22 protein-coding genes are annotated in these 25,213 nt (G+C 58.5%); 7 read left to right on the top strand and 15 right to left on the bottom strand.

Translation table 11 applies throughout. The features are described from left to right. Positions 1-13: 13 nt before the first annotated feature. The 4 genes from uraD to ACTJK5_RS02150 all read right to left on the bottom strand — a co-directional run bounded on the left by uraD (position 14) and on the right by ACTJK5_RS02150 (position 3,576). Positions 14-517, bottom strand: a complete 504-nt coding sequence (uraD, locus tag ACTJK5_RS02165; RefSeq protein ID WP_440611740.1) for a 2-oxo-4-hydroxy-4-carboxy-5-ureidoimidazoline decarboxylase — start codon at positions 515-517, stop codon at positions 14-16. Further along, the gene (gene puuE, locus ACTJK5_RS02160; RefSeq protein ID WP_062426299.1) at positions 517-1,440 is read right to left on the bottom strand and encodes an allantoinase PuuE; all 924 of its coding nucleotides are present in this window, start codon (positions 1,438-1,440) and stop codon (positions 517-519) included. Before puuE ends, uraD begins: the two co-directional genes overlap by 1 nt. Before the next feature lie 129 nt (positions 1,441-1,569). Beyond that, positions 1,570-2,277: a DUF1045 domain-containing protein gene (locus ACTJK5_RS02155; protein ID WP_062598754.1), complete on the bottom strand. Its 708-nt coding sequence runs from the start codon at positions 2,275-2,277 to the stop codon at positions 1,570-1,572. Between the two features lie 105 nt (positions 2,278-2,382). Beyond that, complete coding sequence (locus tag ACTJK5_RS02150; RefSeq protein WP_440611739.1) at positions 2,383-3,576, bottom strand: NAD(P)/FAD-dependent oxidoreductase; 1,194 nt, start codon at positions 3,574-3,576, stop codon at positions 2,383-2,385. Between ACTJK5_RS02150 and mnmD the strand changes: the two genes are divergently transcribed. After that, positions 3,575-4,315, top strand: a complete 741-nt coding sequence (gene mnmD, locus ACTJK5_RS02145) for a tRNA (5-methylaminomethyl-2-thiouridine)(34)-methyltransferase MnmD (protein ID WP_440611738.1) — start codon at positions 3,575-3,577, stop codon at positions 4,313-4,315. The two genes, ACTJK5_RS02150 and mnmD, sit on opposite strands and share 2 nt — an antisense overlap. A 78-nt stretch (positions 4,316-4,393) precedes the next feature. Here the strand turns inward: mnmD and ACTJK5_RS02140 are convergent, their stop codons facing one another. Beyond that, a complete protein-coding gene (locus ACTJK5_RS02140; protein WP_062440091.1) occupies positions 4,394-5,944 on the bottom strand; it encodes a DEAD/DEAH box helicase in 1,551 nt (516 codons plus the stop codon). 420 nt (positions 5,945-6,364) lie between these two features. Here ACTJK5_RS02140 and ACTJK5_RS02135 point away from each other — a divergent pair, with 420 nt between their 5' ends. Beyond that, positions 6,365-8,338 (top strand): response regulator, encoded by a 1,974-nt coding sequence (locus ACTJK5_RS02135; protein WP_440611737.1) that lies wholly within the window; start codon positions 6,365-6,367, stop codon positions 8,336-8,338. 185 nt (positions 8,339-8,523) lie between these two features. Here ACTJK5_RS02135 and ACTJK5_RS02130 read toward each other — a convergent pair whose 3' ends face one another. The 3 genes from ACTJK5_RS02130 to ACTJK5_RS02120 form a co-directional block, all read right to left on the bottom strand. Continuing rightward, the gene (locus tag ACTJK5_RS02130) at positions 8,524-8,907 is read right to left on the bottom strand and encodes a DoxX family protein (protein WP_440611736.1); all 384 of its coding nucleotides are present in this window, start codon (positions 8,905-8,907) and stop codon (positions 8,524-8,526) included. 331 nt (positions 8,908-9,238) lie between these two features. Next, positions 9,239-10,036 (bottom strand): class II glutamine amidotransferase, encoded by a 798-nt coding sequence (locus ACTJK5_RS02125; RefSeq protein WP_062440083.1) that lies wholly within the window; start codon positions 10,034-10,036, stop codon positions 9,239-9,241. A 110-nt stretch (positions 10,037-10,146) separates the two neighbouring features. Continuing rightward, positions 10,147-10,767 carry a L,D-transpeptidase gene (locus tag ACTJK5_RS02120; protein ID WP_440611735.1) on the bottom strand — a complete coding sequence of 207 codons (621 nt, stop codon included), beginning with the start codon at positions 10,765-10,767 and terminating at the stop codon, positions 10,147-10,149. Between the two features lie 436 nt (positions 10,768-11,203). Between ACTJK5_RS02120 and ACTJK5_RS02115 the strand changes: the two genes are divergently transcribed. The 3 genes from ACTJK5_RS02115 to ACTJK5_RS02105 are packed head-to-tail and all read left to right on the top strand — an operon-like array spanning position 11,204 to position 14,407. Continuing rightward, a complete protein-coding gene (locus tag ACTJK5_RS02115; protein ID WP_062426290.1) occupies positions 11,204-12,613 on the top strand; it encodes a circularly permuted type 2 ATP-grasp protein in 1,410 nt (469 codons plus the stop codon). A 3-nt stretch (positions 12,614-12,616) separates the two neighbouring features. Further along, complete coding sequence (locus ACTJK5_RS02110) at positions 12,617-13,558, top strand: alpha-E domain-containing protein (protein ID WP_062598758.1); 942 nt, start codon at positions 12,617-12,619, stop codon at positions 13,556-13,558. Between the two features lie 27 nt (positions 13,559-13,585). After that, on the top strand, positions 13,586-14,407 hold the full coding sequence (locus tag ACTJK5_RS02105) for a transglutaminase-like domain-containing protein (RefSeq protein WP_113180653.1): 822 nt from the start codon (positions 13,586-13,588) through the stop codon (positions 14,405-14,407). A gap of 150 nt (positions 14,408-14,557) precedes the next feature. On the opposite strand, the gene ACTJK5_RS02100 is transcribed toward ACTJK5_RS02105, so the two are convergent. Continuing rightward, entirely contained in the window at positions 14,558-15,427 is an 870-nt protein-coding gene (locus tag ACTJK5_RS02100; RefSeq protein ID WP_440611734.1) for an MBL fold metallo-hydrolase, read from the bottom strand. A gap of 228 nt (positions 15,428-15,655) precedes the next feature. Between ACTJK5_RS02100 and ACTJK5_RS02095 the strand changes: the two genes are divergently transcribed. Next, positions 15,656-16,249 carry a class I SAM-dependent methyltransferase gene (locus ACTJK5_RS02095; protein WP_440611733.1) on the top strand — a complete coding sequence of 198 codons (594 nt, stop codon included), beginning with the start codon at positions 15,656-15,658 and terminating at the stop codon, positions 16,247-16,249. Between the two features lie 439 nt (positions 16,250-16,688). On the opposite strand, the gene ACTJK5_RS02090 is transcribed toward ACTJK5_RS02095, so the two are convergent. Then, positions 16,689-17,273 carry a DUF1349 domain-containing protein gene (locus tag ACTJK5_RS02090; protein WP_440611732.1) on the bottom strand — a complete coding sequence of 195 codons (585 nt, stop codon included), beginning with the start codon at positions 17,271-17,273 and terminating at the stop codon, positions 16,689-16,691. 266 nt (positions 17,274-17,539) lie between these two features. Next, entirely contained in the window at positions 17,540-18,976 is a 1,437-nt protein-coding gene (locus ACTJK5_RS02085; protein ID WP_440611731.1) for a PAS domain-containing protein, read from the bottom strand. 472 nt (positions 18,977-19,448) lie between these two features. Between ACTJK5_RS02085 and ACTJK5_RS02080 the strand changes: the two genes are divergently transcribed. After that, a complete protein-coding gene (locus tag ACTJK5_RS02080) occupies positions 19,449-19,856 on the top strand; it encodes a VOC family protein (protein WP_440611730.1) in 408 nt (135 codons plus the stop codon). A 221-nt stretch (positions 19,857-20,077) separates the two neighbouring features. Here ACTJK5_RS02080 and araD1 read toward each other — a convergent pair whose 3' ends face one another. The 4 genes from araD1 to chvE all read right to left on the bottom strand — a co-directional run bounded on the left by araD1 (position 20,078) and on the right by chvE (position 25,059). Next, positions 20,078-21,073 carry an AraD1 family protein gene (araD1, locus tag ACTJK5_RS02075; protein ID WP_440611729.1) on the bottom strand — a complete coding sequence of 332 codons (996 nt, stop codon included), beginning with the start codon at positions 21,071-21,073 and terminating at the stop codon, positions 20,078-20,080. Positions 21,074-21,172: 99 nt separating this feature from the next. Continuing rightward, positions 21,173-22,369, bottom strand: coding sequence for a multiple monosaccharide ABC transporter permease (mmsB, locus tag ACTJK5_RS02070; RefSeq protein WP_062426280.1), 1,197 nt, complete (start codon positions 22,367-22,369; stop codon positions 21,173-21,175). Next, entirely contained in the window at positions 22,369-23,904 is a 1,536-nt protein-coding gene (gene gguA / locus ACTJK5_RS02065) for a sugar ABC transporter ATP-binding protein GguA (protein ID WP_062426279.1), read from the bottom strand. Before gguA ends, mmsB begins: the two co-directional genes overlap by 1 nt. 90 nt (positions 23,905-23,994) lie before the next feature. Next, positions 23,995-25,059: a sugar ABC transporter substrate-binding protein ChvE gene (gene chvE / locus ACTJK5_RS02060; RefSeq protein ID WP_062426278.1), complete on the bottom strand. Its 1,065-nt coding sequence runs from the start codon at positions 25,057-25,059 to the stop codon at positions 23,995-23,997. Between the last annotated feature and the right edge of the window lie 154 nt (positions 25,060-25,213).

The raw sequence follows: 25,213 nt of genomic DNA, 5'->3' as shown, positions 1-25,213 counted from the left end.
GAAAGCTGCCGCATCAGGCAGCAGCCTCAGGCAACAGCGCGGAAAGGCGCAAGTAAGCGATCTTCTCCACCTGCGCGGTTGCCGTGGCAAATTCCTGTTCGGCGTCGTTGTGAATGCGCTCTTCGAAGGCACGCAGAATGTCGTCCTTGTTGAGACCCTTCACCGCGATGATGAACGGAAAACCGTTCTTCTCAACATAGGCCGTATTGAGCGCGGTGAAGCGCGCATGCTCTTGCGGCGTCAGCCGGTCGAGCCCGGCACCGGCCTGCTCCTTTTTGCTGTCCTCGGTCAGCCCGCCGGCAATGGCGAGCTTGCCGGCAAGATCCGGATGCGCCCGCAAGACGCCGAGACGCTCCTCATAAGAGGCGGCACGAAACGGCGCGCACAAGGCCTCATGAACACCTCTGGCCGTCAGCGGCTCTATCACTGGACCTGCATCATAAGCGCGTTCGGCGATGAAGGGCGAATGCTCGAACACGCCGCCGAAACGGCTGATGAAATCGTCACGCTCTAGCATCAAAGCGCCTCCGGCTTGTGATGCTCGTGCCAGTGGCGCGCGATGTCGATCCGCTGCGGTATCCAGACCTTCTCATGGCCGAGCACATATTCGATGAAGCGACGAAGCGCTGCCGCACGTCCCGGACGTCCGACCAGACGGCAATGCAGGCCGACACTCATCATCTTGGCGGAGCCTTCCACGCCCTCCTGATAGAGCACATCAAAGGCATCCTTCAGATAGGTGTAGAACTGATCGCCGGAATTGAAGCCCTGCGGCGTGGCAAAGCGCATGTCGTTGGTTTCAAGCGTATAGGGGATGATCAGAAACGGATCGTTCTTCGAACCCTTGACCCAATAGGGCAGATCGTCGGCGTAGGAATCGGAGGAATAGAGGAAGCCACCCTCCTCCATCACCAGCTTCAGCGTATGGTCGGACGGCTTGCCCTGATACATGCCATAGGGCCGTTCGCCCGTCAGTTCGGTGTGCAGCCGCACGGCTTCGAGAATGTGCTTGCGCTCTTCCTCTTCGGAGAAATCCTTATATTCCAGCCAGCGATAGCCGTGGCTGGCGATTTCCCATCCCGCTTCCTTCATCGCCGCAACCGCTTCCGGATTGCGCGCCATCGCGGAGGTGACGCCATAGACAGTGGTGGTCACGCCGAGCGACGTGAACATGCGCCAGAGACGCCAGAAACCGGCGCGCGAGCCATATTCGTAGATCGATTCCATGTTGAGGTTGCGCTGACCGGCCCACGGCTGCGCCCCGACGATTTCGGAGAGCAGCGATTCCGACGCCTTGTCATTGTCGAGAATGCAGCTTTCCCCGCCCTCTTCATAATTGATGACGAATTGCACGGCGATGCGTGCATCTCCCGGCCATTTCGGATCGGGAGCGTTGCGGCCATAACCAATGAGATTGCGGGGATAGTCTGCGGAAATCATCAAATCACCTTCACGAAATTTCGTGAACGGTAGCATCGCAGACCGGAAAGTCGAGAGCGTTTCAGCGCAATTTCACCAAAAGCGCCCGCGGCTTTTACGCTGGGCTGGACCCTCCAGCGCGCCTTGCAATCAGGCGATCTTGCGCGCCGAGACGCGGCCCATGGGATGCAGCGAATGCACCCTGAAAGGCGCCCCCGGCTCCTCTTCGACGAAGAGCGCCAGATTGGCGAACTCCAGCGGTCGCTCCAGCAGGGCGGCGAAAACGCTTCGCAAGGCCCGCTCCAGGCGAGCGCAATCGGCTGGCACGATGGCGCCGGTCAGCGTCATCTGAAAACGAAACTCATCCATGACGTAAGGGTGTCCCCAGCGATGCAAATTGGTCAGTTGGGCGGCAGAGAGCCGGTGCGGATCGGCCCGGTCGATATCGGCATCCGACAGAGGCGCGCGGTAGCGGTCGAAGTCCTGCACCACGCTTGCGGCGAGGAAATTCAGCGTCTCCGACGGCCAGGATGGGACGAGCCCATAGCTGTTGCCCAGCTTGGCAATTTCAAGCGGCGGCAGCGTGAAGGGCTGGTGCGTACCGGCAAACCGCATCAGGTCGCGAAGAAGACCGGCCTCGGTCATGCCTTCGGCGAGGTAAAACGGCGCCTTGATCGCACCGTGGAAACCGTATCGGCGCGGAAGTGCAGTGAAGTAGGAGAGCTCCTGCATCCCAAGCCCGGTATGCGGCGGCGGCTCGACGCTGTGGCCGGAATAGACGTCACGACCAAGCCACGACGCAGCAGCAAAGGTCATCGGGTCGTTCGGGGAAGGCGTGTAATGAATGGCGTACCGCATGCGTCGTCACCTCGCCCCGCTCAACTGGGATTTACGTCTGTATGTGCATGGCGACAGCAGATAGGTGATTTGCGTGACAGATTGACGACGCAAAACGAAGACGAATCAAAGATTTCCGTGAGCGAGAGCCAAGTGCGTTTCGGTGCGGAAGCTTGAGGGCACATCCATATCCTGGCCCTCAACGGCGCAAAGCGCAGCATTCGCAAGACGATGCGCCAGACCGAAGCTGACCTTGAAGCCGCCGGTCAGGGCTACAATCTGAGGGCAATCAGGATGTGCACCCACCATCGGATCACGACCAATTGCTTTTGGACGAAGACCGGCCCAACGCTCGATCACCTCGGCCGTTGAAAGCGCCGGCACAATTTCCCTTGCCGCATCCATCAGAGCGTCCAGCTTCGCATCGGTGCTGAGAGCATCGGCAAAATCTTCCTCGCTGGTGCTGCCGATGGCAACCGTTCCGTCCTCATGCGGCACGATGTAAAGCCCGTTGAGGAAGACCACCGGCATGGCCGGATCGATCGTCGCCCGCAACAGGGCCGCCTGGCCCTTCACCGCCTGACCCAGTGCTGGCTCAGAGGGAAGCGCAAATGCCTGCGTCAAGAGCGGAAAGGAAGTATGGCCCGCCGAGACAATGGCATGGGAAAATGACAGGCGCGCGCCATCATCGAAGTGCGCGACACGCTCTTTGCCCAGCGAGACAACCCGTTGGCCCTCCACGACACGCACGTGTCGCGAAGCTTTAAGACGCGCAGTGAGTGCCGCAACCAACGCCCGAGGAGAGACCTTGGCGGCAAAGGTATCATGCACAAAGCCCGCCTGCCCCGCGGATGCATCGACCCAGTTTTCCACCGGCGGCGCGTCCAGCACATGCCAGTGAAAACGCTGCCCCTGCTGATCCCAATTGGTGAGCGCCTCCTGGCGATGGCGTTCGGCGATGGGCCGCAGATGCGGCTTCGGCAGCGGGATGATGCGCCCGCATCGCCGATAACCGGCCGACATGCCGGTTTCGGCTTCCAGCTGCGCAATCTCGTCTTCAAGCGTCAGAAGCGCATCGAACTGAAACTGCTTCTTGTCGTTCCAGCGATCCGGCATATGCGGCATCAGGGCGCCGAGTAGGCCACCGCTTGCGCCGCTTCCCGTTTGGCCGGCATCGACCAGCACCGTATCGATCCCCAGACGGTCCGCCTTCAGCGCCGCCCACAGGCCCATTATGCCACCGCCGACAATCAGCAGCGCGGCACTGGAGGGTAATGGCGATTGACCTTGGTGGTCGGGAAGACTATCGGCTTGGACCATGACACATCCCGAAGATGCAAGACCGGACAGCACCGGCAACAACATGCTGGATTGGCGAGAGGGCGATATGCCCTATTCCCTGGCCTTTGGCGATCATTTTTATTGCCAGACCGAGGGGCGGCTGGAATGCGAGCATGTCTCTCTCAACGGCAACGGACTGCCGGATAGATGGGAAGATCACCCGAAAGACACCTTCGTGATCGGAGAACTCGGCTTCGGCACCGCGCTCAATCTCACCGAGACATGGCGGCAGTGGAGGATTGCGCGCAAGCCTGGCAAGACATTGCACTTCGTGTCCTTCGAGCTTTACCCGATGCGCGCCGCAGAGATCGACCGGGCGCTGTCGCGCTGGCCCGAGGTGAATGCCGAGCGTCAGGCCCTCGTCGCGCTTTGGCCGGAAGAGCCCCACGGTATCGTTGAGCTGCAACTGGATGAGCAGACGAAGCTCACCGTCGTCTGCGGCGAGGCGTTACAGGGTATCAAGCAAAGCGACCTCGTCTTCGACGCCTGGTACCTCGATGGCTTTGCGCCATCGCGCAATCCGGACATGTGGTCGGTAGAGATCATGAGCGCGATCTACGACAAGACGCGAGAGCGCGGAACCTTTGCGACCTATGCCGCTGCTGGATTTGTCCGCCGAAACTTGCAGTCCGCAGGCTTTGCAGTCGAGCGCCGAAAGGGCTTTGCCGGCAAGCGCGAAATGCTCTGCGGGATCAAACAAGGCCGCCATACGGCCTGAGCGCCAAGCCCCTGCAAAACACCCAAAACAAAAACGCCCGGATCATCGTCCGGGCGTTTCCAGTTTTACAAAGTTATATCAGCCGCGCTTGCGACCGCGACCGGCGTTACCGGCAGGACGAGCCTGACCGGCAGCGGCAAAGGAGCCAGCCTTGCGGGCCGGACGGCCCTGGCCGCCACGATGCTTGCGCGGACCTGCAGCCTTGGCGCCTTCGGCACCTTCAACCTTGGTACGCTTGAAATCGGACGTGACTTCCAGATCGTTGTCGCGCTCGACAGGAGCGAACTCGCCCGCACGCTGTCCACGGAAATCGCCGTTGCGACGTCCACCGTCGCGATGACCACCTTCACGGTGACCGCCTTCACGATGAGCACGGGCCGGACGATCGCCATGTGCACGCTCGCCGCGCTCGCCACCCTGACGACGACCGCCATTGCCGGCGCCGTTTCCACGGCCGCCACGGTTGCCGCTGCCACGGGTCGGGCTGGCAAGACCTTCTGGACGCTCGCCGGACAGGACCGGAATTTCGATCTTCATCAGCTTTTCGATGTCGTGCAGCAGGCGGGTTTCGTCCGGTGCGCAGAATGCAATCGCAATACCATCGCGACCGGCACGGGCCGTACGGCCGATACGGTGCACATAGGCATCCGCCACTTCCGGCAGATCGTAGTTGAAGACATGCGTCACGGCAGGAATGTCGATACCGCGTGCAGCAACGTCCGTCGCCACCAGCACCTTGACTTCACCATCCTTAAAGCCCTTCAACGCGCGCTCGCGCTGGCCCTGGCTCTTGTTGCCATGGATCGACGCGACCTTGAAGCCGATATGCTCAAGATGCTTGTAGAGCTTTTCCGCACCATGCTTGGTGCGAAGGAAGACGATGGCGCGGCCATCGGGGTTTTCCGACAGAGACTTCTTCAGAAGATCGGTCTTGTCGTTCTTGCCGGCAACGAAGTGAACATACTGCTCCACCTTGTCGGCAGCCTTGCCCGGAGGTGTCACTTCCACCTTGACCGGATCGGTCAGGTAGCTACCGGCGAGATCGGCAATCGTCTTCGGCATGGTCGCCGAAAAGAGAAGCGTCTGACGCTTGGCAGGCACCATCTTGGAAATCTTGCGCAGGTCGTGAATGAAGCCGAGATCCAGCATCTGGTCGGCTTCGTCCAGAACGAGATGCGTGACCTTGGACAGCGAAATCGCGTTGCGCGCGATCAGGTCGAGCAGGCGGCCAGGCGTGGCAACGAGAATGTCGGTACCCTTTTCCAGCTGCAGCTGCTGCTTGTTGATCGACGCACCACCGACAACCTGGTTGATGCGAAGCGGCGTCTTCTTCACGAAGGCGCGCAGGCTTTCACCGATCTGGTTGACCAGTTCGCGCGTCGGCGCAAGGATCAGGGAGCGGGTGGTGCGGTTTGCAGGACGTTCTGCATGCTTCATCAGCATTTCGATCATCGGCAGGCCGAATGCAGCGGTCTTGCCGGTGCCGGTCTGAGCCAGACCAATGACGTCGCGACCTTCCATGAGGAAGGGAATGGCTTTCGCCTGAATAGGTGTTGGTGTCGTGTAACCGAGAGCGGTGACCGCAGCCACGAGCTTTTCGGAGAGGCCGAGTTCGTTAAAACTGGTCAATAGAATACCTTTCGGGGCGCCAAAACGCTTCAGCCGGTTCAGCCCATGCTGTCCGGTTGTCTTGGCGTCAAGAACCCCGCGTGAATTGGGAACTTGGTGGTTGAAATGACTTTCTGCGCTGAGCACCGGCGAAGGGTCGCCGTATTCTGTATTGCCTGCGCTTTTCCTTCATGCGTGCGTATAATTTTCAAGTGGACGCTACAGCTCACGCGGCTGTGGAAGGTGAAAGCTTGACAGGCATGTGGTCGTTTTGCCGAAAAAAGTCAAGCAAATCTTTCGCGGCAACCATGCTCCCAACCTGATGCTTATGGTTAAAAAAGCGTGAAAAGCCTTGGTCGCCCATGGTTTTTCATGCGCACCTCTCCTAGCTTGCGATCAGATTAAAGATATTTTGATTCCATTGATGGTGCGGAGTACGGCTTGATTATCGAGGGCAGCTTGTTGGAAAAGGCTTGCCAGGGCGTTTCGTCCCTGCACCTGCCGGCTTGCGTCAAGAATAGCGAGTTGCGCTATATCTGCGTCAACCAAGCCTATGCCCGTTTTGCCGGAAAGAACCAACAAGACTTCGCCGGGCAAACCAGCCGCCTCATCTTCAACACCGCGGACGATGTGGAGCGGGAGGATAAGGAACGCCGCTGTCTCGTCTTCGCCACCGACGAGGTCGCCACTTGTCGCGGCGTCTTGCCCGAGGCGCAGACCCTGCGATGCGAGCGCTTCATCGACGAGACCGGGCAGATCTTTCTCTACGAAGTCTTCGAAAAGATGCCGGACTTCGACAGTGCGCCACGGCCGAACTCGGTCAGAGTTATAGAAAATCACGGTCAGGGTGCAGAAGAAGATGGTCGGCACCGCAGCGATGACGCCCGGTGGCTCTGCGAGATCAAGACGCCGCTCACCGGCATTCTTCGCATGGCAGACGCGCTGGCCCGAACCGACCTCGACGCGCGACAAAAGATCTATGCGGACACAATCGTTCACTCCGGCAACGCGTTGCTGCGAAGCCTGGACGCTGTGCTGAGCGCTTCTGCGACTGACGCCTCGGCATCCTTGCAGACCAGCGTCTTCGATCCCGCCGATCTGGTGGAAGAGATTGCGTCGCTGCTCGCCTTCCATGCTGAAGAGAAGGGGCTCACACTCTTCACCGACATCGATGCATCGGCAGAGATCACGATCGAAGCGGACGCGGCGCGCTTCCGTCAGATCGTCACCCACCTCGTCAGCAATGCCATCGGCTTTACCCGGTCCGGTCATGTCATTGTCAGGCTGAAGGCTGAGAACGTTGCGGACAGTGCCTCAATTCGGCTGACCGTCGAAGATACCGGCATCGGCATGTCGCAGGAGCAACTTGCCTCTATCCTTGGTCAAACGAGTCGTTCTGCACCCGCCGCAGCCGGGCTCGCTGAAACCCTCAGGATCGTGTCTCTGTTCGATGGCCTGATCGAAGCGAAAAGCGAAGAGGACAGTGGATCGGTCTTTACCGTGACGCTGCCGGTTTGCGTGATTTCGGCGCAACCCGTCATACCTCCATGGCCTGCCCATGCAAGCATCCTGGTGATCGATGGCAATGCGATGAGCCGCGATATTCTGACAAGACACCTCAGCGACTGGAAGCTGGACGCCTATGCCGCCGAAGACGGCACGACAGGGCTTGCCGTTCTGGAGGAAGCCGTAGCGCTCGGTCTGCGCCCCGCCGCTCTCCTTGTCGATGAAGCGATGCCCGATATGCGTGCCAATGACGTGGTCGCGTACCTCCGCCGTCATCCCGGCATGCAGGACATACCCGTGATCCTGCTGACCGCGCTCGGAGAGGACAACGCCTGCGAGAACGCTCAAGCCTACCTTGCCAAGCCGGTGCGCAGGCGAAAACTTCGCGAGACGCTGGAAGCGCTTATTCCCGCTCTTGCTCTGACGGACATGCCCTCGCCTTCGATCACCGCACCTGTTGAGGATGATCAGCCGTTTCACCTGCCGCCGCCGCCCCGCAAGAACGGCTCCGGCATCGACGTGCTGGTGGCGGAAGACAATGATGTGAACCAGATCGTCTTCAGCCAGATCCTGCAGCAAACGGGACTCAGCTTCCGCATCGTCGCCAATGGCAAGAAGGCAGTGGAAGCCTGGCGCAACGAGAGCCCGGCGCTCATCTTGATGGACGTGTCGATGCCGGTCATGAGCGGCTACCACGCCACCCAATCCATCCGTCAGATGGAAGATGACGAAGACGGCCGCCTCGGCCGCGTGCCGATCATCGGCGTTACGGCGCACGCTTTGGATCTGGACAGCGAATTGTGCTTGGCGTCGGGCATGGACGACTACGTATCTAAGCCCATCAGCCCGGAATTGCTGCGCGCCAAGATCAGCCAGTGGCTACCGAAGGGCGCGCTGGAAGCGTTTTAAAGCGCCGTGCGTCCTATTGGACCCTCAAAGGATGCTTTCCCATTTTGAATCGACGCATCGTGCTTTCCGAAAATTGAGAAGGCACTGACTTTAAGCGCCTCCGATGGGAGTCGCGGTTGAATCCCAATAGCCCGCTCTCCGCCATCCTTGGGTCGAGCCCAGGGATGACGGCGAACAAGGGCGTCTTAGCGCTTGTCGACTGCGAACGCACCCGGACCGGCAGTCACCAAGAACAGGAAGACGAAGCAGAAGAGGATCGCAGCATCACCGCCATTGATAGCGGGGAAGAAGCTTTTCGGCGCATGTGCCATGAAATAGGCAAAGGCCATCTGGCCGGACAGAATGAAGGCCACCGGGCGGGTGAAGAGGCCGATGAGAATGAGAACCCCGCCGACGAGTTCCAGCAGAGCAGCTGCAAGAAGGAGCGGCGGAAGCGAGCCTTCCATCTGCGCTGGCGGAAAGCCGAACAGCTTCTGCGTGCCGTGTTCGATAAAGAGAAGTGCTGCAATGATGCGCAGTGCTGCAAGGGCGTAAGGCTGGTAGCGGGACAATTTTTCAAATATGGACATTCAAGCGTTCCTGAGTGGCGCATTTCCAGCGGCGGTGCTTAGCTTCGTGTCTAGAAATGCTTAAAAACAAAGGGTTGAAGCTCGTACGATGGAAATACGGTCATCGCATTTGCTCTGGGTTGCGCTTCGTCGATAGGCGCGAAATCGAGCGCCCGATAATCACATTTCCGCTATCAAAAAAAAGGGGATCCATCAGCCACAGGCGCAACTCTCCGTTGAGTTGAAAAAATGCCCCGTTTCCCGCCTTGCATAGCGGAATTCAACCGGCAGCATCTATTGGCGCCAGAAATTGATCCACATGTTTTAGGTTTCGGTTGACGGCACACCGCACTCAGGCGGTCATCAGAACTGCATCGCGATAGTAAGGCGTGAAGGGCTTGAACTCGATCTTGCCCTTGGTCACCGTCGCCACCGTATTGGCAGGGATGATTTCCCACATCTCGCCGCCGGTGCCGAAGGGTTCGGAGGCGATGGCGATGCCCTCTCCCATATTGCGCCAGTAAAGGGTCGGCGGGCGCGCGTCGCTCGACCAGCGAAAGGCATGCAGCGTATCGCCATCGGCGTGGATGGCGCTGAAACGGATGGGTTGGTCTACGCCCGCATCCAGCACCACATCCATGCAGATTTCGATGGTGCGCGAAAGCGCATCGACTGGGTCCTTATCGAGACCGAGGCCAGCGGCAATCAGGAACATTGCCTCGCTATCGCCATTGCCGGCCCGCGAGCAGTAAACATCATCGGAAATATGCGCCTCGATGGCGCGCTTCACCTTCTCATAGCCGCCGATCTGGCCGTTATGCATGAAGAGGTGCCGGCCGAAACCGAAGGGATGGCAGTTGGCCATGGAAACGCCGCCGGTGGTGGCGGAGCGCACATGCGCCAGAAACATGCCGGCGCGGATTTGATGACACAGCGAGGTGAGGTTCCTGTCAGACCATGCGGGCAGGATGCCGCGATAGATCCCCGGCTCCGGTCTTTCGCCATACCAGCCGATCCCGCACCCATCGCCGTTCACCACCGTCTTGGCTTCCCTTGCGGCAAGCGACTGGCTGATCAGCGAACTCTCCGGCTCGATCAGCAGAGTGTCGAGCCAGACAGGTGAGCCGGAATAGGCAAGAAAACGGCACATGCGCATACCTTCATATCAGGTTGAAAGCGCCCCACCGATCGGGCCATTGGGGCGGCCTCATTGTTCAACAAGGCCGCTCTAACGCCCGATCAGGGCGTTAACGAGATGCTTCAGGCCTGGATCACGACCACGCGGGCGCCGACCGGAACGCGCTCGTAAAGGTCGATGATATCGTGGTTGAGCATACGGATACACCCGCTCGACATGGCATGTCCGATCGACTGCGGCTGGTTGGTGCCATGCAGGCGGAACATCGTGTCATTGCCGTTGCGGTAAAGATAAAGCGCACGCGCACCCAGCGGGTTGTTAAGACCGCCTGGCATGCCGCCAGCATATTTCAGGTTCCGTTCCGGCTCGCGGCGGATCATGTTCGGGGTCGGCGTCCAGCTTGGCCATTCGGCCTTGCGGCCCACATAGGCATTGCCCTTCAGCGCCAGACCCTGTCGACCGACACCCACACCGTAGCGAACGGCGCGGCCATCGCCGAGAACGAAATAGAGGCGGCGTGCCGGTGTGTCGACGACCACGGTTCCTGCCGGATAGGTGGTTTCATAGGCCACTTCCTGGCGGCGCAGTTCCGGCTTCATCTTCTCAAGCGGCATGGCTGCCATGGGAAACTGCTCATTCGGCAGAGCCGCATAGTTCTGCCGCTGGCCTGCGGGATTGATACTTGCACAGCCTGCCAGGAAAAGTGGCAACCCGAACAGGACACCACGACGCGAAATCGACATATTACCCCCTGCCGTCACGAATCTTTCGATTTAACCAGAGGTATATTTTTATGGTTAACAAATATCTAATATCCCTGGCCGGAGGTTAAGGACCAGTGGGCACTACGTCCCTTTGCCGAGTCCATTCTTATTCTGCCTTGGCCGCACTGCATCTTCTCCTCCGGCACTCAATTCTGGGGGAAGGACGCACAATAAAAATGCGCTCAATTTATAGGCATTGAGCCTTTGCATCGGGCGTAAAAACCTCAGCTATTCTGCCAACACGGAATGAACTTTCCACGCGCTGCCGCATTTTGATGCTGAGAGGAAAAGATTGCTTTATTTTCAGTCGCTTTGAGGGACCGAGGCGGCCCAAAAAATCTGGATCGCCGACCGCTCATGCGGCTTGCATTGCTTCCAACCTTGTATTCAAATGTACAAAAAGGGGATCTGAAAGTTGGCATTTGATGAAATGATAAATGCGGACACCACGCCGCGAAGCCCATACGCAAACTACAACGACTGGTATAGCCGACAGGACCGGTCGCACCTGATCCAGAAATCCAAGGACGCGGAAAACATCTTCCGCAGAACCGGCATCACCTTTGCCGTCTACGGCCACGCCGACAGCGCCGAAAAGCTCATCCCCTTTGACATCATTCCGCGCATCATTTCCGGCAAGGAGTGGCGCAAGCTTGCCCAGGGCATCGAACAGCGCGTCATCGCGCTCAACGCCTTTCTGGACGACATCTACCACAAGCAGGAAATCATCAAGGCAGGTCGTATCCCCCGCGAACTGATCGAGAAGAACGAAGCCTTCCTGCCGCAGATGATCGGCTTCCGCCCGCCGGGCGGCGTTTACACCCACATTGTCGGTACCGACATCGTGCGCACCGGCGAAGACCAGTTCTACGTGCTGGAAGACAATGCCAGAACGCCGTCGGGTGTCAGCTACATGCTGGAAAACCGCGAAACCATGATGCAGATGTTCCCAGAACTCTTCCATGAGAACCGGGTTCAGCGCGTCGAAGACTACCCCTATCAACTGCGCCAGTCGCTGGCGTCGCTTGCGCCCCCCGGCTGCAAGGGCAAGCCACGCGTTGCCGTCCTGACCCCCGGCATCCACAACTCCGCCTATTACGAGCATTCCTTCCTGGCCGACATGATGGGCGTGGAACTGGTGGAAGGCTCGGACCTGCGCGTCATGGACGGCAAGGTGAAGATGCGCACCACGCAGGGCTATGAAGCCATCGACGTGCTCTATCGCCGGGTCGACGACGATTTCCTCGATCCCCTCACCTTCCGCCCAGATTCGGCGCTTGGCATTCCTGGCATCATGGATGTCTACCGCGCGGGCAATATCACCATCGCCAATGCGCCCGGCACCGGTATTTCCGATGACAAGGCGATCTATTCCTACATGCCGGAAATCGTCGAGTTCTATACCGGCCGCAAGCCGCTTCTGGAAAACGTGCCGACATGGCGCTGTTCGGAACCGGACAGCCTGAAATACGTGCTCGACAATCTCGCCGATCTCGTCGTCAAGGAAGTGCACGGCTCCGGTGGTTACGGCATGCTGGTCGGCCCGACAGCCTCGAAGAAGGAGCGCGCCTTGTTTGCCGAGAAGCTGCGCGCGCGTCCGAACAATTACATCGCCCAGCCGACGCTTTCGCTCTCGACTGTCCCGATCATGGTGAAGAACGGCATCGCGCCACGCCATGTCGATCTTCGTCCCTATGTGCTTGTGTCCGACAAGGTCAAAATCATTCCAGGCGGATTGACCCGCGTGGCCCTCAAACAGGGCTCGCTTGTGGTCAATTCCAGCCAGGGTGGCGGCACCAAAGACACCTGGGTACTGGAGGACTGAGCCATGTTGGGAAGAACTGCAAACGGGCTCTACTGGATGTTCCGCTATATAGAGCGCGCCGAAAACATCGCGCGCCTCGTCGATGCCGGCCTGCGCGTATCGCTGACGCGAAGCGGCAGTGCGGATGAAGATTGGGACGGCGTGCTGCAAAGTGCGGGCGTTCGCGAAGCCTTTCTCAAAGACAACGAAAAGGTCACGTCGGCAGATGCGATCGACTATCTCCTGCGCGACAAGACCAACCCGTCGAGCGTGATGTCCTGCATCGACTCCGGCCGCAACAACGCCCGCATGGTGCGCACCGCGCTGACGCGCGAGACTTGGGAAGCGACCAACGAATTCTGGATCGAGCTGAAAAGCCTGCTCGGACGCCGCCTTAAACCGGCGGAAATGCCGCATGTCATCGATGTCATCAAGCATCGGGCAGGCCTGGTGCGCGGCGCCTTCCACGGTTCGATGCTACGCAACGACCTCTACAATTTCTCGCGCATTGGCACGTTCATCGAGCGGGCGGACAACACCGCGCGCATCCTCGACGTCAAATATTACGTGCTTTTGCCTGCGGCAGCACAGGTCGGTTCGTCGCTCGACAATGCACAATGGGAATCCATCCTGCGCTCGGTTTCGGCCCACCGCTCCTATGGCTGGGTCTACGACGCGGAATACAAACCCGCCAACATTGCCGACTTCCTCATTCTCAACGCCCGCATGCCGCGTTCGCTCGCCTATTGCTATGAGAAGATCGTCAGCAACCTCGGCTATCTCGCCAAGGATTATGGCGAGCGGCACAAGGCACACGAAACGTCGGACGCCATTTTGTCGACACTGAAGGAAACCACCATCGACCGCGTGATGGATCGGGGCCTGCACGAGTTCCTGGAAGCCTTCATCAACAGGAACGGCCAGCTGGGTCAGGAAATCACGGAAGGTTACCGCTTCTATCAGTAGGCGGTACAAGACGGGGATACGGGGCGAATGCGTCTGAAGATCAATCATACGACCGAATATCTGTACGAAGAGCTGGTGCCATACTCCCTTCAGCGCCTGCGCTTAACACCGCTCAGCGGCCCGACGCAGACCGTGCTCAACTGGGACGTCGCCGTTGAGGGCGCGACAGTAGAAACGCGCTACGACGACCATTTCGGCAACCGCATCGAGCTTGTGGAAAGCGAAGGCCCAAGCCGCGCCGTGAAGGTTACGGCAAGCGGGGAAGTGGAAACGAAGGACAAGGCAGGCGTGTTCGGCGCCCATATCGGCAACGCGCCGCTTTGGCTCTTCATGCGCGATACGCCGCTGACCAAGCCCGGCAAGCTGATACGCGAGATGGCCCGACAGAGTTCAGGCAGCACCGAGTTGGAACGCCTTCACGAACTCATGGCCTTGATCCACCTGGAGGTTGAATACCAGACCGGCAGCACCGGCACCGAAACCACGGCGGAACAGGCGCTGGAAGCTGGCAAGGGTGTCTGCCAGGACCACGCCCATATCTTCATTGCCGCCTCCCGCCTGCTCGGCCATCCTGCCCGTTACGTCTCCGGCTACCTGATGATGGAAGGCGTCGAAGAACAGGTGGCAACCCATGCCTGGGGTGAAGCCCATCTTCCCGGCCTGGGCTGGGTCGGCTTCGATGCGGCCAACAAGATCTGCCCGGATGAGCGCTATGTCCGCATCGCCACCGGCCTATCCTACCGCGACTGCGCCCCGGTGTCGGGCATGCGCGTTGGCGTCTCCGGCGAAAGCCTGAGCGTCTCCGTCACCGTCCATGAATCCCAGAGCCAAAGTCAGTCGCAGAGTTGATGCGCCGTTGCGAAGATCGAGTCCGATTTTCGGGCCGATGCTGTAGAGCCAAAGTCCACGCCGGTTTGAATGGGCTCTGCGATCAATCGCGACAGGCGTCTCCAGGATCTTTCACCACACTATACTCGGCTTCATCGTCCAGCTGACAGATCAAGACGCTCCCCGCGTCGCGACTGTAGCCGCAAGGTTGGAGCGGTGGCAGCGTTCGTAAAACTCCCGGGCCTCGAAAGACATGCCCGCCGGAAGATCAACGAAGTCTTCCAGCCTCATTCCCTCGCGTTGATCCAGAGCCGCGCTCATCAACTCAGATGCAGGAACGAGAGCCACGGCCTCTTGAATGTTTTCAAAATAGGCGATGTTGCGATCCAAGACGGCGGGGTCACTCGTCTGACCATGGGCAAGAACAAGCTGCTTCGGCTCCAAGCTGCGAATGAGGTTCAACGAGGAGCGAAGACTGCGCAGATCGTCAGGCGCGCTGCTCCAAACTTCCGGGATGGGATGCTCGACCGCATCCACCGCCAGGCACGTCTCGATCTCCGGTATCCAGACGGCAAGATGGTCCGGCGTATGTCCCGGCGTGTGCAGAAGATGCAGACTAAGATCCCCACCATGTAGCGTCATGCTCTCACCGCTGAAGGTCAATGTCGGTGGCACAAGCTCGACCTCGTCAAAGCGGGGCTCGGTCGTTCTCTTCTGTTCAAGCGTGTGAAGCGCAGACGGATCGCGCAATCGCTCCATCGCGGATTGATGGGCAACGATCGGCGCATCGCTGATGGCACAATTGCCCCAGAAATGGTCCCAGTCCATATGCGAGTTGACGACGATGAGCGGTCGATCCCGCATGCGATCGGCAAGCAGTTCCAGCGCATGCTGGCACAGGGCCGGCGTCCCCAGCGTATCGACCAGCACATTGAAACGCTCGGTGCTGACGAACACAGCATCGACCTCATCACCCGCCCGAATCACCGTAATGCGATCATCGAGACCCGGGTAAGATGTCAGACTCACATCAACCGTCATCATCATACCTTTCTGACACAAACGAACGCGTCCGTCCTGCGGCTCCTCACAATCATGGTGGTGCCGCTCTGACATCGTCAAGCTCTGAAACACTTGTGGTCGCCAGCGCACCAACGGCCACGCATCAAGCCTGGAAGCAGTCTGAACCCAACCGGCAGAGGTGGAGACGATCGCGCAAAACTGCTAAGCGCTTTACCTCAATGGAATGTGACTGAGGAGAGAGCATTCATGACTGCCCGCGATGACGATACGATCGGTTTCTACGCCCGCGAAGTTGCCGCCTACACCACGCGAGGCGTAAACGCCTCCCCTCGCCTTAAGGCCTTTCTCGCAGCGCTTCCACCAGGCGGCCGCATTCTCGAACTCGGCTGTGGCGCAGGCCAGGATAGCGAAGCCATGCTTGCCCGCGGCTTCGACGTCCATCCCACCGACGGCACGCCTGAAATGGCGCGCGCGGCCGCAGAACGGCTGGGCGTCGCAACCAGCACCTTGCTGTTCGAAGACATTGCCGAGCAGAACGCCTATGACGGCATCTGGGCCAATGCCTGCCTGCTGCATGTGCCCCGCGCCACCCTGCCATCGATCATCGCCCGCATTCATGCCGCCCTGAAAGACAAGGGTGTCTTCTATGCCAGCTACAAGGCCGGAACGGCCGAAGGCCGCGACGAACTCGATCGCTTCTATAATTACCCTTCCCCGGATTGGCTTTCAGACGTCTACCAGCAACTCTCATGGGAGCACATCACCATCGATGAAGCGAAGGGCAGCGGCTACGACAACAAGCCGACCGACTGGCTGCATGTAACGGCTGTGAAACCATAACTGTCTCATTAATGGGCGCGCCCCTGTTTTTCACCATGGATGCCGCACACCCGCGGAACCTAATCCACCCGGAACTGTTTGCCGGGTGGGGAACAACAGGGACAGATCAGTGACAGGACAAGACTATCGCTTGGCTAGGTTTTTGAGCCACGACGCCATAAAGCAAGCATCACGCTCTGCATCGAGAAGATCGGTACAGACGGACGAGCTTTTCTCACATCTGCTACAGCAACTGGACGAGGCAGAAATGCCTGGGGACCGTTCGTCCCAACATGAGAACCACGACAGCCACTGGATTTCAAAAGCCCGTAATTGACGATGGTCCGGATAGAGATAGAGATCGAAATCGATTTTGAACTCCGGGACTATCGCACCATTGTCCTCGTTCGAACCGGTGGCAATGGCAGCGAGTGATCGCCCTTCATCAGCCCTCTCTTCTTCAGCTTAGATCGTGGAGAGCCTTTGTGGTCGCCGGACCGATCGTGAACTCGGAGAAATGGACGCTCAGTCCGCTGCGTTCCGGCGTACAGGCCGTCGGACCAACCTCGTAAGTTTCCGCAACTGGAAAAGACGCCAGCCGAAGAAGGGGCCAAAAGCTCCGGTCTCGCGATGCCTGTATCCGCATCGCCCCCTTTGACAGCGTGACGCGCATGTAGAAATCGTCAAGCTGCTTGAAAGGCTGCGAGACGGACCAGTCCGATCGTCCGTTGGTGACAACCGTGCTCAGGAATGCCTCTCCGTCGGTGAACTCGACACCCGTCTTGACCCAACGGGTCTCATCGATCCGCACCATCAGGCCGGCCTGATCGTACAAGGTGCGAAACTCGCCTTGCACGCGGATTTCCGCCGTGAACCCGTCCGCTGCCGGTATGCCGAGAAAATGGCCCGTATCACGGGTGAAGCCATAATGGGTCTCGCGCCAAAAATCCGTCTTGGCATCCGTCGTGATCCTCAGGCTGTCTTCCGTCACCTGCGCGTTGACCGGCTCGTTCAACCATCGTCCACGTCTAAAATCGATCGTCACAAGCAGGCTCCGTGCGTCTGAGAATGGGAATGCGGTGCGTCGCACGAAATGCGCACGACCACCAACGGCCAGATCGGCTGATTTCGACACTTCCGTCAGGAACAGCAACACTTTAGGCAACGCCCAACGTGACGTTCCACATCGAATGTCCCGATCACCGTCCCTCGCCTATGGAACGCCCGGCGCAACCATTGCATCGATCAACGCTTTTTCGCCAGAAGCAAGAAGCAATTGGATTTTGGCCAGATTACACCCTGCTCCGTGGATCAGATTTCGGAAAGCGATGCGAGACTGGTCGATGCCGTGAAGACGACGCCTGTTTCGTTGTAGTCGATCGAGGCTTTGCCACTCAGGCCGAGGCCCAGCATTCTGATCAGACGTGTCCCGAAGCCCGATTTCTGGGGCGTCACCACGGGCGGTCCACCGCTCTCGGCCCAGCTGAAGTGGAAGTCTTCGCCCTCGATCCGCCACTCGATGCGAACCTCGCCGCCGCTTTTCGACAATGCGCCATATTTGGCTGCATTCGTCGCAAGCTCGTGCACGGAAAGCGCCAGCGTGTTGCTGCCCTGGTGAGACAGGAGAAAGTCGGGACCGGAGATGACGAAACGCTCGCCTGCATCGAAAGGCTCGATGGCGCGGTCGATGACAGCCCTGATATGGGCCGAGAGAAAGTCCCTGCCCCGCAGCACATCGTGAGACCGGCCAAGCGCATCGAGGCGGCTGGTGATGTTGTTGCGCATTGTCGCCACGTCAAAATCGCCGCGCATCGACTGGTTCACGATCGACTGGACGGTCGCCATCATGTTCTTGATCCGATGACCCATCTCTTGCGCAATGACGGCTTTCTCCGCCTCAATTGTCTTGCGCGCGGTGATGTCCATCGAGATGCCGTTCATCAGGATCGGCTGCCCGTCGGCGCTGAACTTCGTTTCTGCCCGAACTTCAACCCAGCTTAAAGTCCCGTCCGGCCGGACGACACGGTACTCGACCTGGAGATTGCCATCGGTGGAAAGAGCAGACATCACCGCATCCTGCCAGCGGTTGAAGTCACCTGGATGGATGGACGCCTTGAGTTCCTCGTAATCGAACCTGTCCGTCGGGCCGCGGCCAAAGTTCTTCTTGCAAAGAGCAGAACAAGACAGCTTCTGCGCTGGAACGTCGAGCGCCCAGGTTCCCAAACTGCCTGTCTTGAGCGTGAAATTCAAACGCTCTTCGCTGGCAATCAGATCGGCGATCCGCTGCTCCAGTTCGAGCTGGTAGTCTTCCTGATGCTCGATGGCCTTGACCGCACGCTCGCGTGTGACGTCGTATTGAGTGGCAAAGAAATACACCAGTTCCTCGCCCTCGAAGACCGGCGAAATCAGCAGCCTGTTCCAAAAGATCGACCCATCCCGCTTGTAGTTCAGCAGGTCCAGTTCGACGGAACGGCGCTCCGCGATCGCCTGCTTAAGGCGACGAACGTCGTTGGCATTCGTCCCCGGCCCCTGAAGAAACCGGCAGTTCTTGCCAAGCGTTTCCTCGCGACTGTAGCCCGTCAACCTGGCGAAGGCATCATTGACGAAGATGATCGGGTTATCCGCCTTTCGCGGATCGGTGATCACCATCGGCATCCGCGATGCCCGCATCGCCGCCGCAAACGGGCCGGCACCAGATACCAACTCGCTGATTTCATGTTCGGTGTACAGGTGCTCGGGATTGTCCATGAGAAATCCATATACTCCCTTTGTTCTTTTGTATTGTGGAAAATGGATCGCCTGGAAAAATGCCTCCGTCTCGAAGCAGAGGGCTCGCTCAGCGTCGCGGACGAAACTCATCCTGCAAAGAATGCCAGCAAATTGATAGCACGAGCCCATTGATGACCCGTCGCTCTCGATGAATATTTAAGGTGCCAGGGGCCCGTTCCCTTAATCCACCAAACAGCCTCCAGAACCCATTCTTAAGCTCAAGAGTGAGAGTGGGTGTAGGTAGTTCTACCACGCATTCCGGGACGTTTGACGGTGCACCGCGCGACTTACAGCCTTCCACCCCAAAGCTTCACCGAAGGCGCTTGCAAGCGACGACGCAGACTTGAGCGCGCACATGATCGCTTACGGTGAAGGCATGTCATCTGGCAATCGATCGCGTTCATAAGATCGACTATCGTAGAGTCAGCAGATCAACGAACAGGAGCTTTTTATGCAGCCACCGAAAGCCATTTTGGAAACCGTGATCTATGCGACCGATCTTGATGCCGCGGAGCGCTTCTATCGCGATGTCGTCGGGCTGGAGGTCGTGAAAACCTTCAAGAACCAGTTCGTTTTCCTGCGCTGCGGCGAGCAGATGCTGCTGATCTTCAATCCGGAGACCTCACGTATCGCACAAGGCGGCAATCCGCTTCCCCGTCATGGCACCACAGGAGCGGGGCACGTGTGTTTCAGGGCTGAAAACAAGGCAGAGGTCGATGCATGGCGCGATCACTTCGTCGCCAAGGGTGTAGAGATCGACCTCTACTTCCGTTGGGACAACGGTACCTATTCCGTTTACGTCCGCGATCCGGCCGGTAACTCCGTCGAGATCGGCGAAGTGGGTCTGTGGGCGAGTTGAAGAAGACGCCTTGCCGCATGGCCCGAAAATCGAGATCGTTTTTTGGAAAAGCGCGATGCTAGATTTAAGGAGTGAGACGCGTCTTTAGTGCATCCAAAGGGAGGCACGGCGTTTCAATCGGCGCTTCCCTCGCAACACAAAAAAAGGCCCGAACGCCATGCGCCGAGCCCTCTTATCATGTCTGTGTGGCGGCAGTCCTTTGAGGAGAACCGCCCTGCCCGTTAGATTTGACGAACCGTAATCGTCTCTTCTTCGGCAACCTTCAGCGGGTTGCGAAGCGGCAGGCCAAAGCCGCCGGCTTCGATTTCGAAGACGTCGCCAGCTTCGGTCTTGATGCCATCCGCAAAGGACAGCGTCGCCGTGCCGAACATGTGCACATGCACTTCGCCCGGAACGCGGAACAGGCCGTATTTGAAATGATGATATTCGAGGTTCGCGAAAGTGTGGGACATGTTGTCTTCACCGGAAACGAAAGGCTTTTCGAAGATCACCTTGCCGTCGCGCAGAATACGGGACGTGCCGCGGATGTCGGATGGCGGTGCGCCGACGCGAATTTCCGGGCCGAAGCTTGCCGGACGCAGCTTGGAATGCGCCAGATAGAGGTAATTGATCCGCTCCGTCACATGGTCGGAGAACTCGTTGGAAACGGCAAAGCCAATGCGCACGGGCTCGCCCTTGTCCGAAATCACATAGATGCCAGCCATTTCCGGCTCTTCGCCGCCATCGAGCGCGAAAGACGGAGAAACAAGTGCTGCACCGGGTGCCGCCGAGACATGGCCGTTGCCCTTGTAGAACCACTCGGGCTGAACGCCCTTTTCGCCAGCCTTCGGCTTGCCATTCTCCAGACCCATCTTGAACATCTTCATCGAGTCCGTCAGCGTGTCATCCGAGGCTTCGCTGGTCTTCTTGTGCATGCTGTCGCGCGTGGCGGCAGAGCCCAGATGCGTCAGGCCCGTGCCGGTCAGATGCAGATGCGCAGGATCGGGATGCGTGATCGGCGGCAGGAAGCGACCTTCGGAATAGGCTTTCTCCAGATCGACCGCTTCGCCATAACCATGGGTAGCAATCACATCGGCAAGAGACTTGCCGCCATTGGCAGCTTCCATCGCCAGCGCATAAACCGACTCGGCATTGTTGACGGCGTGGGCCTCGCCGCCATCTTCACGCGCGGCAACGATGATCTTGCCGCTGGCGTCCTTGATTTGAGAAATGAGCATAGTTGTTCCTTCCTGGGCGTCCTCAAACGCCCCCTCCTCATGGAAGTGGCCGGAAACCGGCCACTTGCTATCGTTCAAAACTGTTGGCGAACGCTAAGGTCAGCCCTTGTTCTTGTTGTAGACGTCGAAGAACACGGCGGCGAGAAGCACGAGGCCCTTGACCATCTGCTGGAAGTCGATGCCGAGACCGATGATCGACATACCGTTGTTCATCACACCCATGATAAAGGCGCCGATCACCGCACCGGTGATCTTGCCAACGCCGCCGGAAGCAGATGCACCGCCGATGAAGCAGGCCGCAATCACGTCCAGTTCGAAGCCCACACCGGCCTTCGGCGTCGCCGAGTTCAGGCGCGTTGCGATAATCATGCCGGCAAGACCGGCGAGAACGCCCATGTTGACGAAGGTTAGGAAGCTCAAGCGTTCGGTGTTGATGCCCGAAAGCTTCGTCGCCTTTTCGTTACCGCCCATCGCATAGATGCGACGGCCGATCGTGGTGCGACGGGTCACGAAGCTGTAGATCGCAATCAGCACCAGCATGACGATGAGAACGTTCGGCAGGCCGCGATAGGTCGACAGGCTGTAGCCGAGGAAGAGGATCGCAGCGGCAATCAGAACGTTCTGCACCAGGAAGAAGCCGAAAGGCTCGACCTCGATGCCATGCTTCTGGTTCACCTGACGGCGACGGAAAGCCAGCACCAGAAGGACCACCGAAATCAAAATCGTCAGGATCAGCGAGGTGGTGTTGATGCCTTCGATGCCGCCAATATCCGGCAGGAAGCCGGTGCTGATGACCTGGAAGTCGGACGGGAACGGACCGATGTTCTTACCGCCGAGGACAAAGAGCGTCAGGCCGCGGAAAACCAGCATGCCCGCCAGTGTCACGATGAAGGACGGAATGCGGTGATAGGCAATCCAGTAGCCCTGAGCAGCACCGATGACACCGCCGACGATGAGGCAGATCAGCGCAGCCAGGAACGGGTTCATACCCCATTGGACCGTCAAAATGGCGGCTATGGCGCCGACGAAGGCGACGATCGAACCGACCGAAAGGTCGATATGCCCTGCCACGATGACGAGCAGCATGCCGAGCGCCATGATGACGATAAAGGAGTTCTGCAACACGAGGTTGGTCAGGTTGACCGGACGGAAGAGAATGCCGCCTGTGTAGAACTGGAAAAAGAGCATGATGGCGACGAGCGCGATCAGCATACCGTATTCACGGATATTGGACCGGATATACGAGCCGACCGAGATGACGTTGTTCTCTTCGGTGGATGTGTTGGTCGAACTCATCAGTTCTTCTCCCCTGAGCGCATGATAGCGCGCATGATACTTTCCTGGCTCGCCTCTCCCTTCGGCAATTCGGCGACAATCCGTCCTTCGTTCATAACGTAGATGCGGTCGCAATTGCCAAGCAGCTCGGGCATTTCCGATGAGATCATCAAAACGCCCTTACCGTCGGCGGCAAGCTGGTTGATAATGGTGTAGATTTCGTATTTTGCGCCGACGTCGATACCGCGCGTCGGTTCATCCAGAATGAGGACGTCCGGGTTGGAGAACAGCCACTTGGACAGCACGACCTTTTGCTGGTTGCCGCCAGAGAGATTGACCGTTTCCTGGAAGATGCCAGACGAACGAATGCGCAAGCGCTTGCGAAAATCCGTCGCGACCTTCATTTCCTGAATGTCGTTGATGACGGTTCCAGACGACACCCCGGCCAGATTGGCAAGCGTGGTGTTGTGCAGAATGTTGTCGTTCAGCACGAGACCCAGATGCTTGCGGTCTTCGGTCACGTAAGCCAGGCCCGCATCGATCGCCTTGCGCACGGTGCTCACATCCACGGGCTTGCCGTGAAGCAGAACCTCGCCGGAGATCTTGTGGCCATAGGACTTGCCGAACACGCTCATGGCGAATTCGGTGCGGCCCGCACCCATCAGACCCGCAATACCGACAACCTCGCCCTTGCGGACATTGATGTTGATATCGTGCAGGACCTGACGGTCCCGGTGCTGCTGGTGAAAGGCGTTCCAGTTCTTGACCTCGAGAATCGTCTCACCGATCGGCACGTCACGCGGCGGATAGCGGTCCTCCAGATCGCGACCCACCATGTTGCGGATGATCACGTCTTCGCTGATCTCTTCCTTGTGGCAGTCGAGCGTCTTCACCGTCATGCCGTCGCGAAGCACGGTGATCTGGTCGGCCACCTTGCGCACTTCGTTCAGCTTGTGAGTGATGATGATCGAGGTCAGCCCCTGGGTGCGGAACTCCATCAGCAGGTTGAGCAGCGCTTCGGAATCGCTTTCGTTGAGCGATGCCGTCGGCTCGTCAAGGATCAGAAGCTTCACGCTCTTCGACAGCGCCTTGGCGATTTCCACCAGCTGCTGCTTGCCGACACCGATATCGGTGATGAGTGTTTCGGGCGATTCCTTCAGGCCAACCTTCTTCAGCAACTCGCGGGTGCGATTGAAGGTCTGCTGCCAGCTGATAACGCCGTTTTGGGCGACTTCGTTTCCGAGGAAAATGTTTTCTGCAATCGACAGAAGCGGCACGAGCGCCAGCTCCTGGTGAATGATGATGATGCCGATATCTTCACTGTCGTTGATGGCGCGGAAATTGCGCAGCTCACCTTCGTAGTGGATTTCTCCATCATATGTGCCAGCGGGATAAACGCCGGAAAGGACCTTCATAAGGGTCGACTTTCCCGCGCCATTCTCGCCGACGAGCGCATGTATCTCACCTTGGCGAACCTTGAGGTTCACGTTTTCAAGCGCCTTCACGCCTGGAAACGTCTTGGTGATGTTGCGCATTTCGAGAATGGTGTTGTCCATATCACAATCCTGCGCCGTACAATCCGGCGTTCTTATTTGGATAAACGGGGAGCGACGATCACGTCCCTCCCCGCCACGATCATGAAGAAATTACTTCAGCTGGTCAGCCTTGTAGTAACCGCTTTCAACCAGAACCTTTTCAACATTGTCCTTGGTCACGGCAACCGGCTTCAGCAGGTAGGACGGAACAACCTTGACGCCGTTTTCGTAGGTCTTGGTGTCGTTGACTTCAGGCTCTTTGCCTTCCATCAGCGCGTTGACCATGTTGACGGTCACCTTGGCGAGTTCGCGTGTGTCCTTGAAGACGGTGGAGTACTGTTCGCCAGCCAGGATGGACTTGACGGAAGGAACTTCAGCGTCCTGACCGGAAACGACCGGCAGCGGCTGGTCCTTGGTGCCGTAACCTACGCCCTTGAGCGAGGAGATGATACCGATGGAGATACCGTCATAAGGAGACAGAACGGCGTCAACCTTGGCGTCGGTGTAGTAAGCGGAGAGCAGGTTGTCCATGCGAGCCTGGGCCGTTGCCGGATCCCAACGCAGCGTGCCGACCTTGTCCATGCCCATCTGGCCGGACTTCACGACGAGCTTGCCGCTGTCGATGTAAGGCTTCAGGACAGACATTGCGCCGTCATAGAAGAAGAAGGCGTTGTTGTCGTCCGGCGAACCGCCGAAGAGCTCGATGTTGAACGGACCCTTGCCGTCCTTCAGGCCAAGCTTGTCGACGATGGAGGTTGCCTGCAGAACGCCAACCTGGAAGTTGTCGAAGGTTGCGTAGTAGCTGACGTCGCCGCTGTTACGGATCAGGCGGTCATAGGCGATAACCTTGATGCCCTGTTCGCCGGCCTGCTTGAGAACGTCCGACAGAGTCGTGCCGTCGATCGAAGCGATAACGAGGACCTTGACGCCCTTCGTGACCATGTTTTCGATCTGGGAAAGCTGGTTCGGAATATCGTCGTCAGCATACTGAAGGTCGGTCGTGTAGCCGGCGTCCTGAAGCTGCTTGACGATGTTGTTGCCGTCGTCGATCCAGCGCGCGGAGGACTTGGTTGGCATGGCGATACCGACCGTGCCCTTGTCCTGCGCCCAGACGGGCGACGCAAATGCCGCAGCGCCGATAGCGCAGGCAGCAAACAACGAAATGATGGATTTCATGAACTCTCTCCCTTGGAACCCTTTTAGGCTTCTGTATCCTTACAGAATGCCGTCAAATTCATGCGCGGTAGTGAAGAATCGAGCTTACTCGAACGGGCTCCCTGAGCATAATCCGTCTTTCATCGCTCCTCCCCGGCACGAGGTGCAAACTGTT

The sequence above is a fragment of the Agrobacterium sp. 22094 genome, assembly GCF_052046015.1.
Lineage (GTDB): Bacteria > Pseudomonadota > Alphaproteobacteria > Rhizobiales > Rhizobiaceae > Agrobacterium > Agrobacterium cavarae.
Note: the sequence above shows the minus strand (reverse complement) of the source record. Positions and strands in the feature narration are given on the sequence as shown.

What these genes read in the sequence shown, in the direction of transcription:
- uraD (WP_440611740.1), bottom strand. Translation starts at nt 517, where the DNA reads ATGCTAGAGCGTGACGATTTCATCAGCCGTTTCGGCGGCGTGTTCGAG.
- puuE (WP_062426299.1), bottom strand. Translation starts at nt 1,440, where the DNA reads ATGATTTCCGCAGACTATCCCCGCAATCTCATTGGTTATGGCCGCAAC.
- ACTJK5_RS02155 (WP_062598754.1), bottom strand. Translation starts at nt 2,277, where the DNA reads ATGCGGTACGCCATTCATTACACGCCTTCCCCGAACGACCCGATGACC.
- mnmD (WP_440611738.1), top strand. Translation starts at nt 3,575, where the DNA reads ATGACACATCCCGAAGATGCAAGACCGGACAGCACCGGCAACAACATG.
- ACTJK5_RS02150 (WP_440611739.1), bottom strand. Translation starts at nt 3,576, where the DNA reads ATGGTCCAAGCCGATAGTCTTCCCGACCACCAAGGTCAATCGCCATTA.
- ACTJK5_RS02130 (WP_440611736.1), bottom strand. Translation starts at nt 8,907, where the DNA reads ATGTCCATATTTGAAAAATTGTCCCGCTACCAGCCTTACGCCCTTGCA.
- ACTJK5_RS02125 (WP_062440083.1), bottom strand. Translation starts at nt 10,036, where the DNA reads ATGTGCCGTTTTCTTGCCTATTCCGGCTCACCTGTCTGGCTCGACACT.
- ACTJK5_RS02120 (WP_440611735.1), bottom strand. Translation starts at nt 10,767, where the DNA reads ATGTCGATTTCGCGTCGTGGTGTCCTGTTCGGGTTGCCACTTTTCCTG.
- ACTJK5_RS02110 (WP_062598758.1), top strand. Translation starts at nt 12,617, where the DNA reads ATGTTGGGAAGAACTGCAAACGGGCTCTACTGGATGTTCCGCTATATA.
- ACTJK5_RS02105 (WP_113180653.1), top strand. Translation starts at nt 13,586, where the DNA reads ATGCGTCTGAAGATCAATCATACGACCGAATATCTGTACGAAGAGCTG.
- ACTJK5_RS02100 (WP_440611734.1), bottom strand. Translation starts at nt 15,427, where the DNA reads ATGACGGTTGATGTGAGTCTGACATCTTACCCGGGTCTCGATGATCGC.
- ACTJK5_RS02095 (WP_440611733.1), top strand. Translation starts at nt 15,656, where the DNA reads ATGACTGCCCGCGATGACGATACGATCGGTTTCTACGCCCGCGAAGTT.
- ACTJK5_RS02085 (WP_440611731.1), bottom strand. Translation starts at nt 18,976, where the DNA reads ATGGACAATCCCGAGCACCTGTACACCGAACATGAAATCAGCGAGTTG.
- ACTJK5_RS02080 (WP_440611730.1), top strand. Translation starts at nt 19,449, where the DNA reads ATGCAGCCACCGAAAGCCATTTTGGAAACCGTGATCTATGCGACCGAT.
- araD1 (WP_440611729.1), bottom strand. Translation starts at nt 21,073, where the DNA reads ATGCTCATTTCTCAAATCAAGGACGCCAGCGGCAAGATCATCGTTGCC.
- mmsB (WP_062426280.1), bottom strand. Translation starts at nt 22,369, where the DNA reads ATGAGTTCGACCAACACATCCACCGAAGAGAACAACGTCATCTCGGTC.
- gguA (WP_062426279.1), bottom strand. Translation starts at nt 23,904, where the DNA reads ATGGACAACACCATTCTCGAAATGCGCAACATCACCAAGACGTTTCCA.
- chvE (WP_062426278.1), bottom strand. Translation starts at nt 25,059, where the DNA reads ATGAAATCCATCATTTCGTTGTTTGCTGCCTGCGCTATCGGCGCTGCG.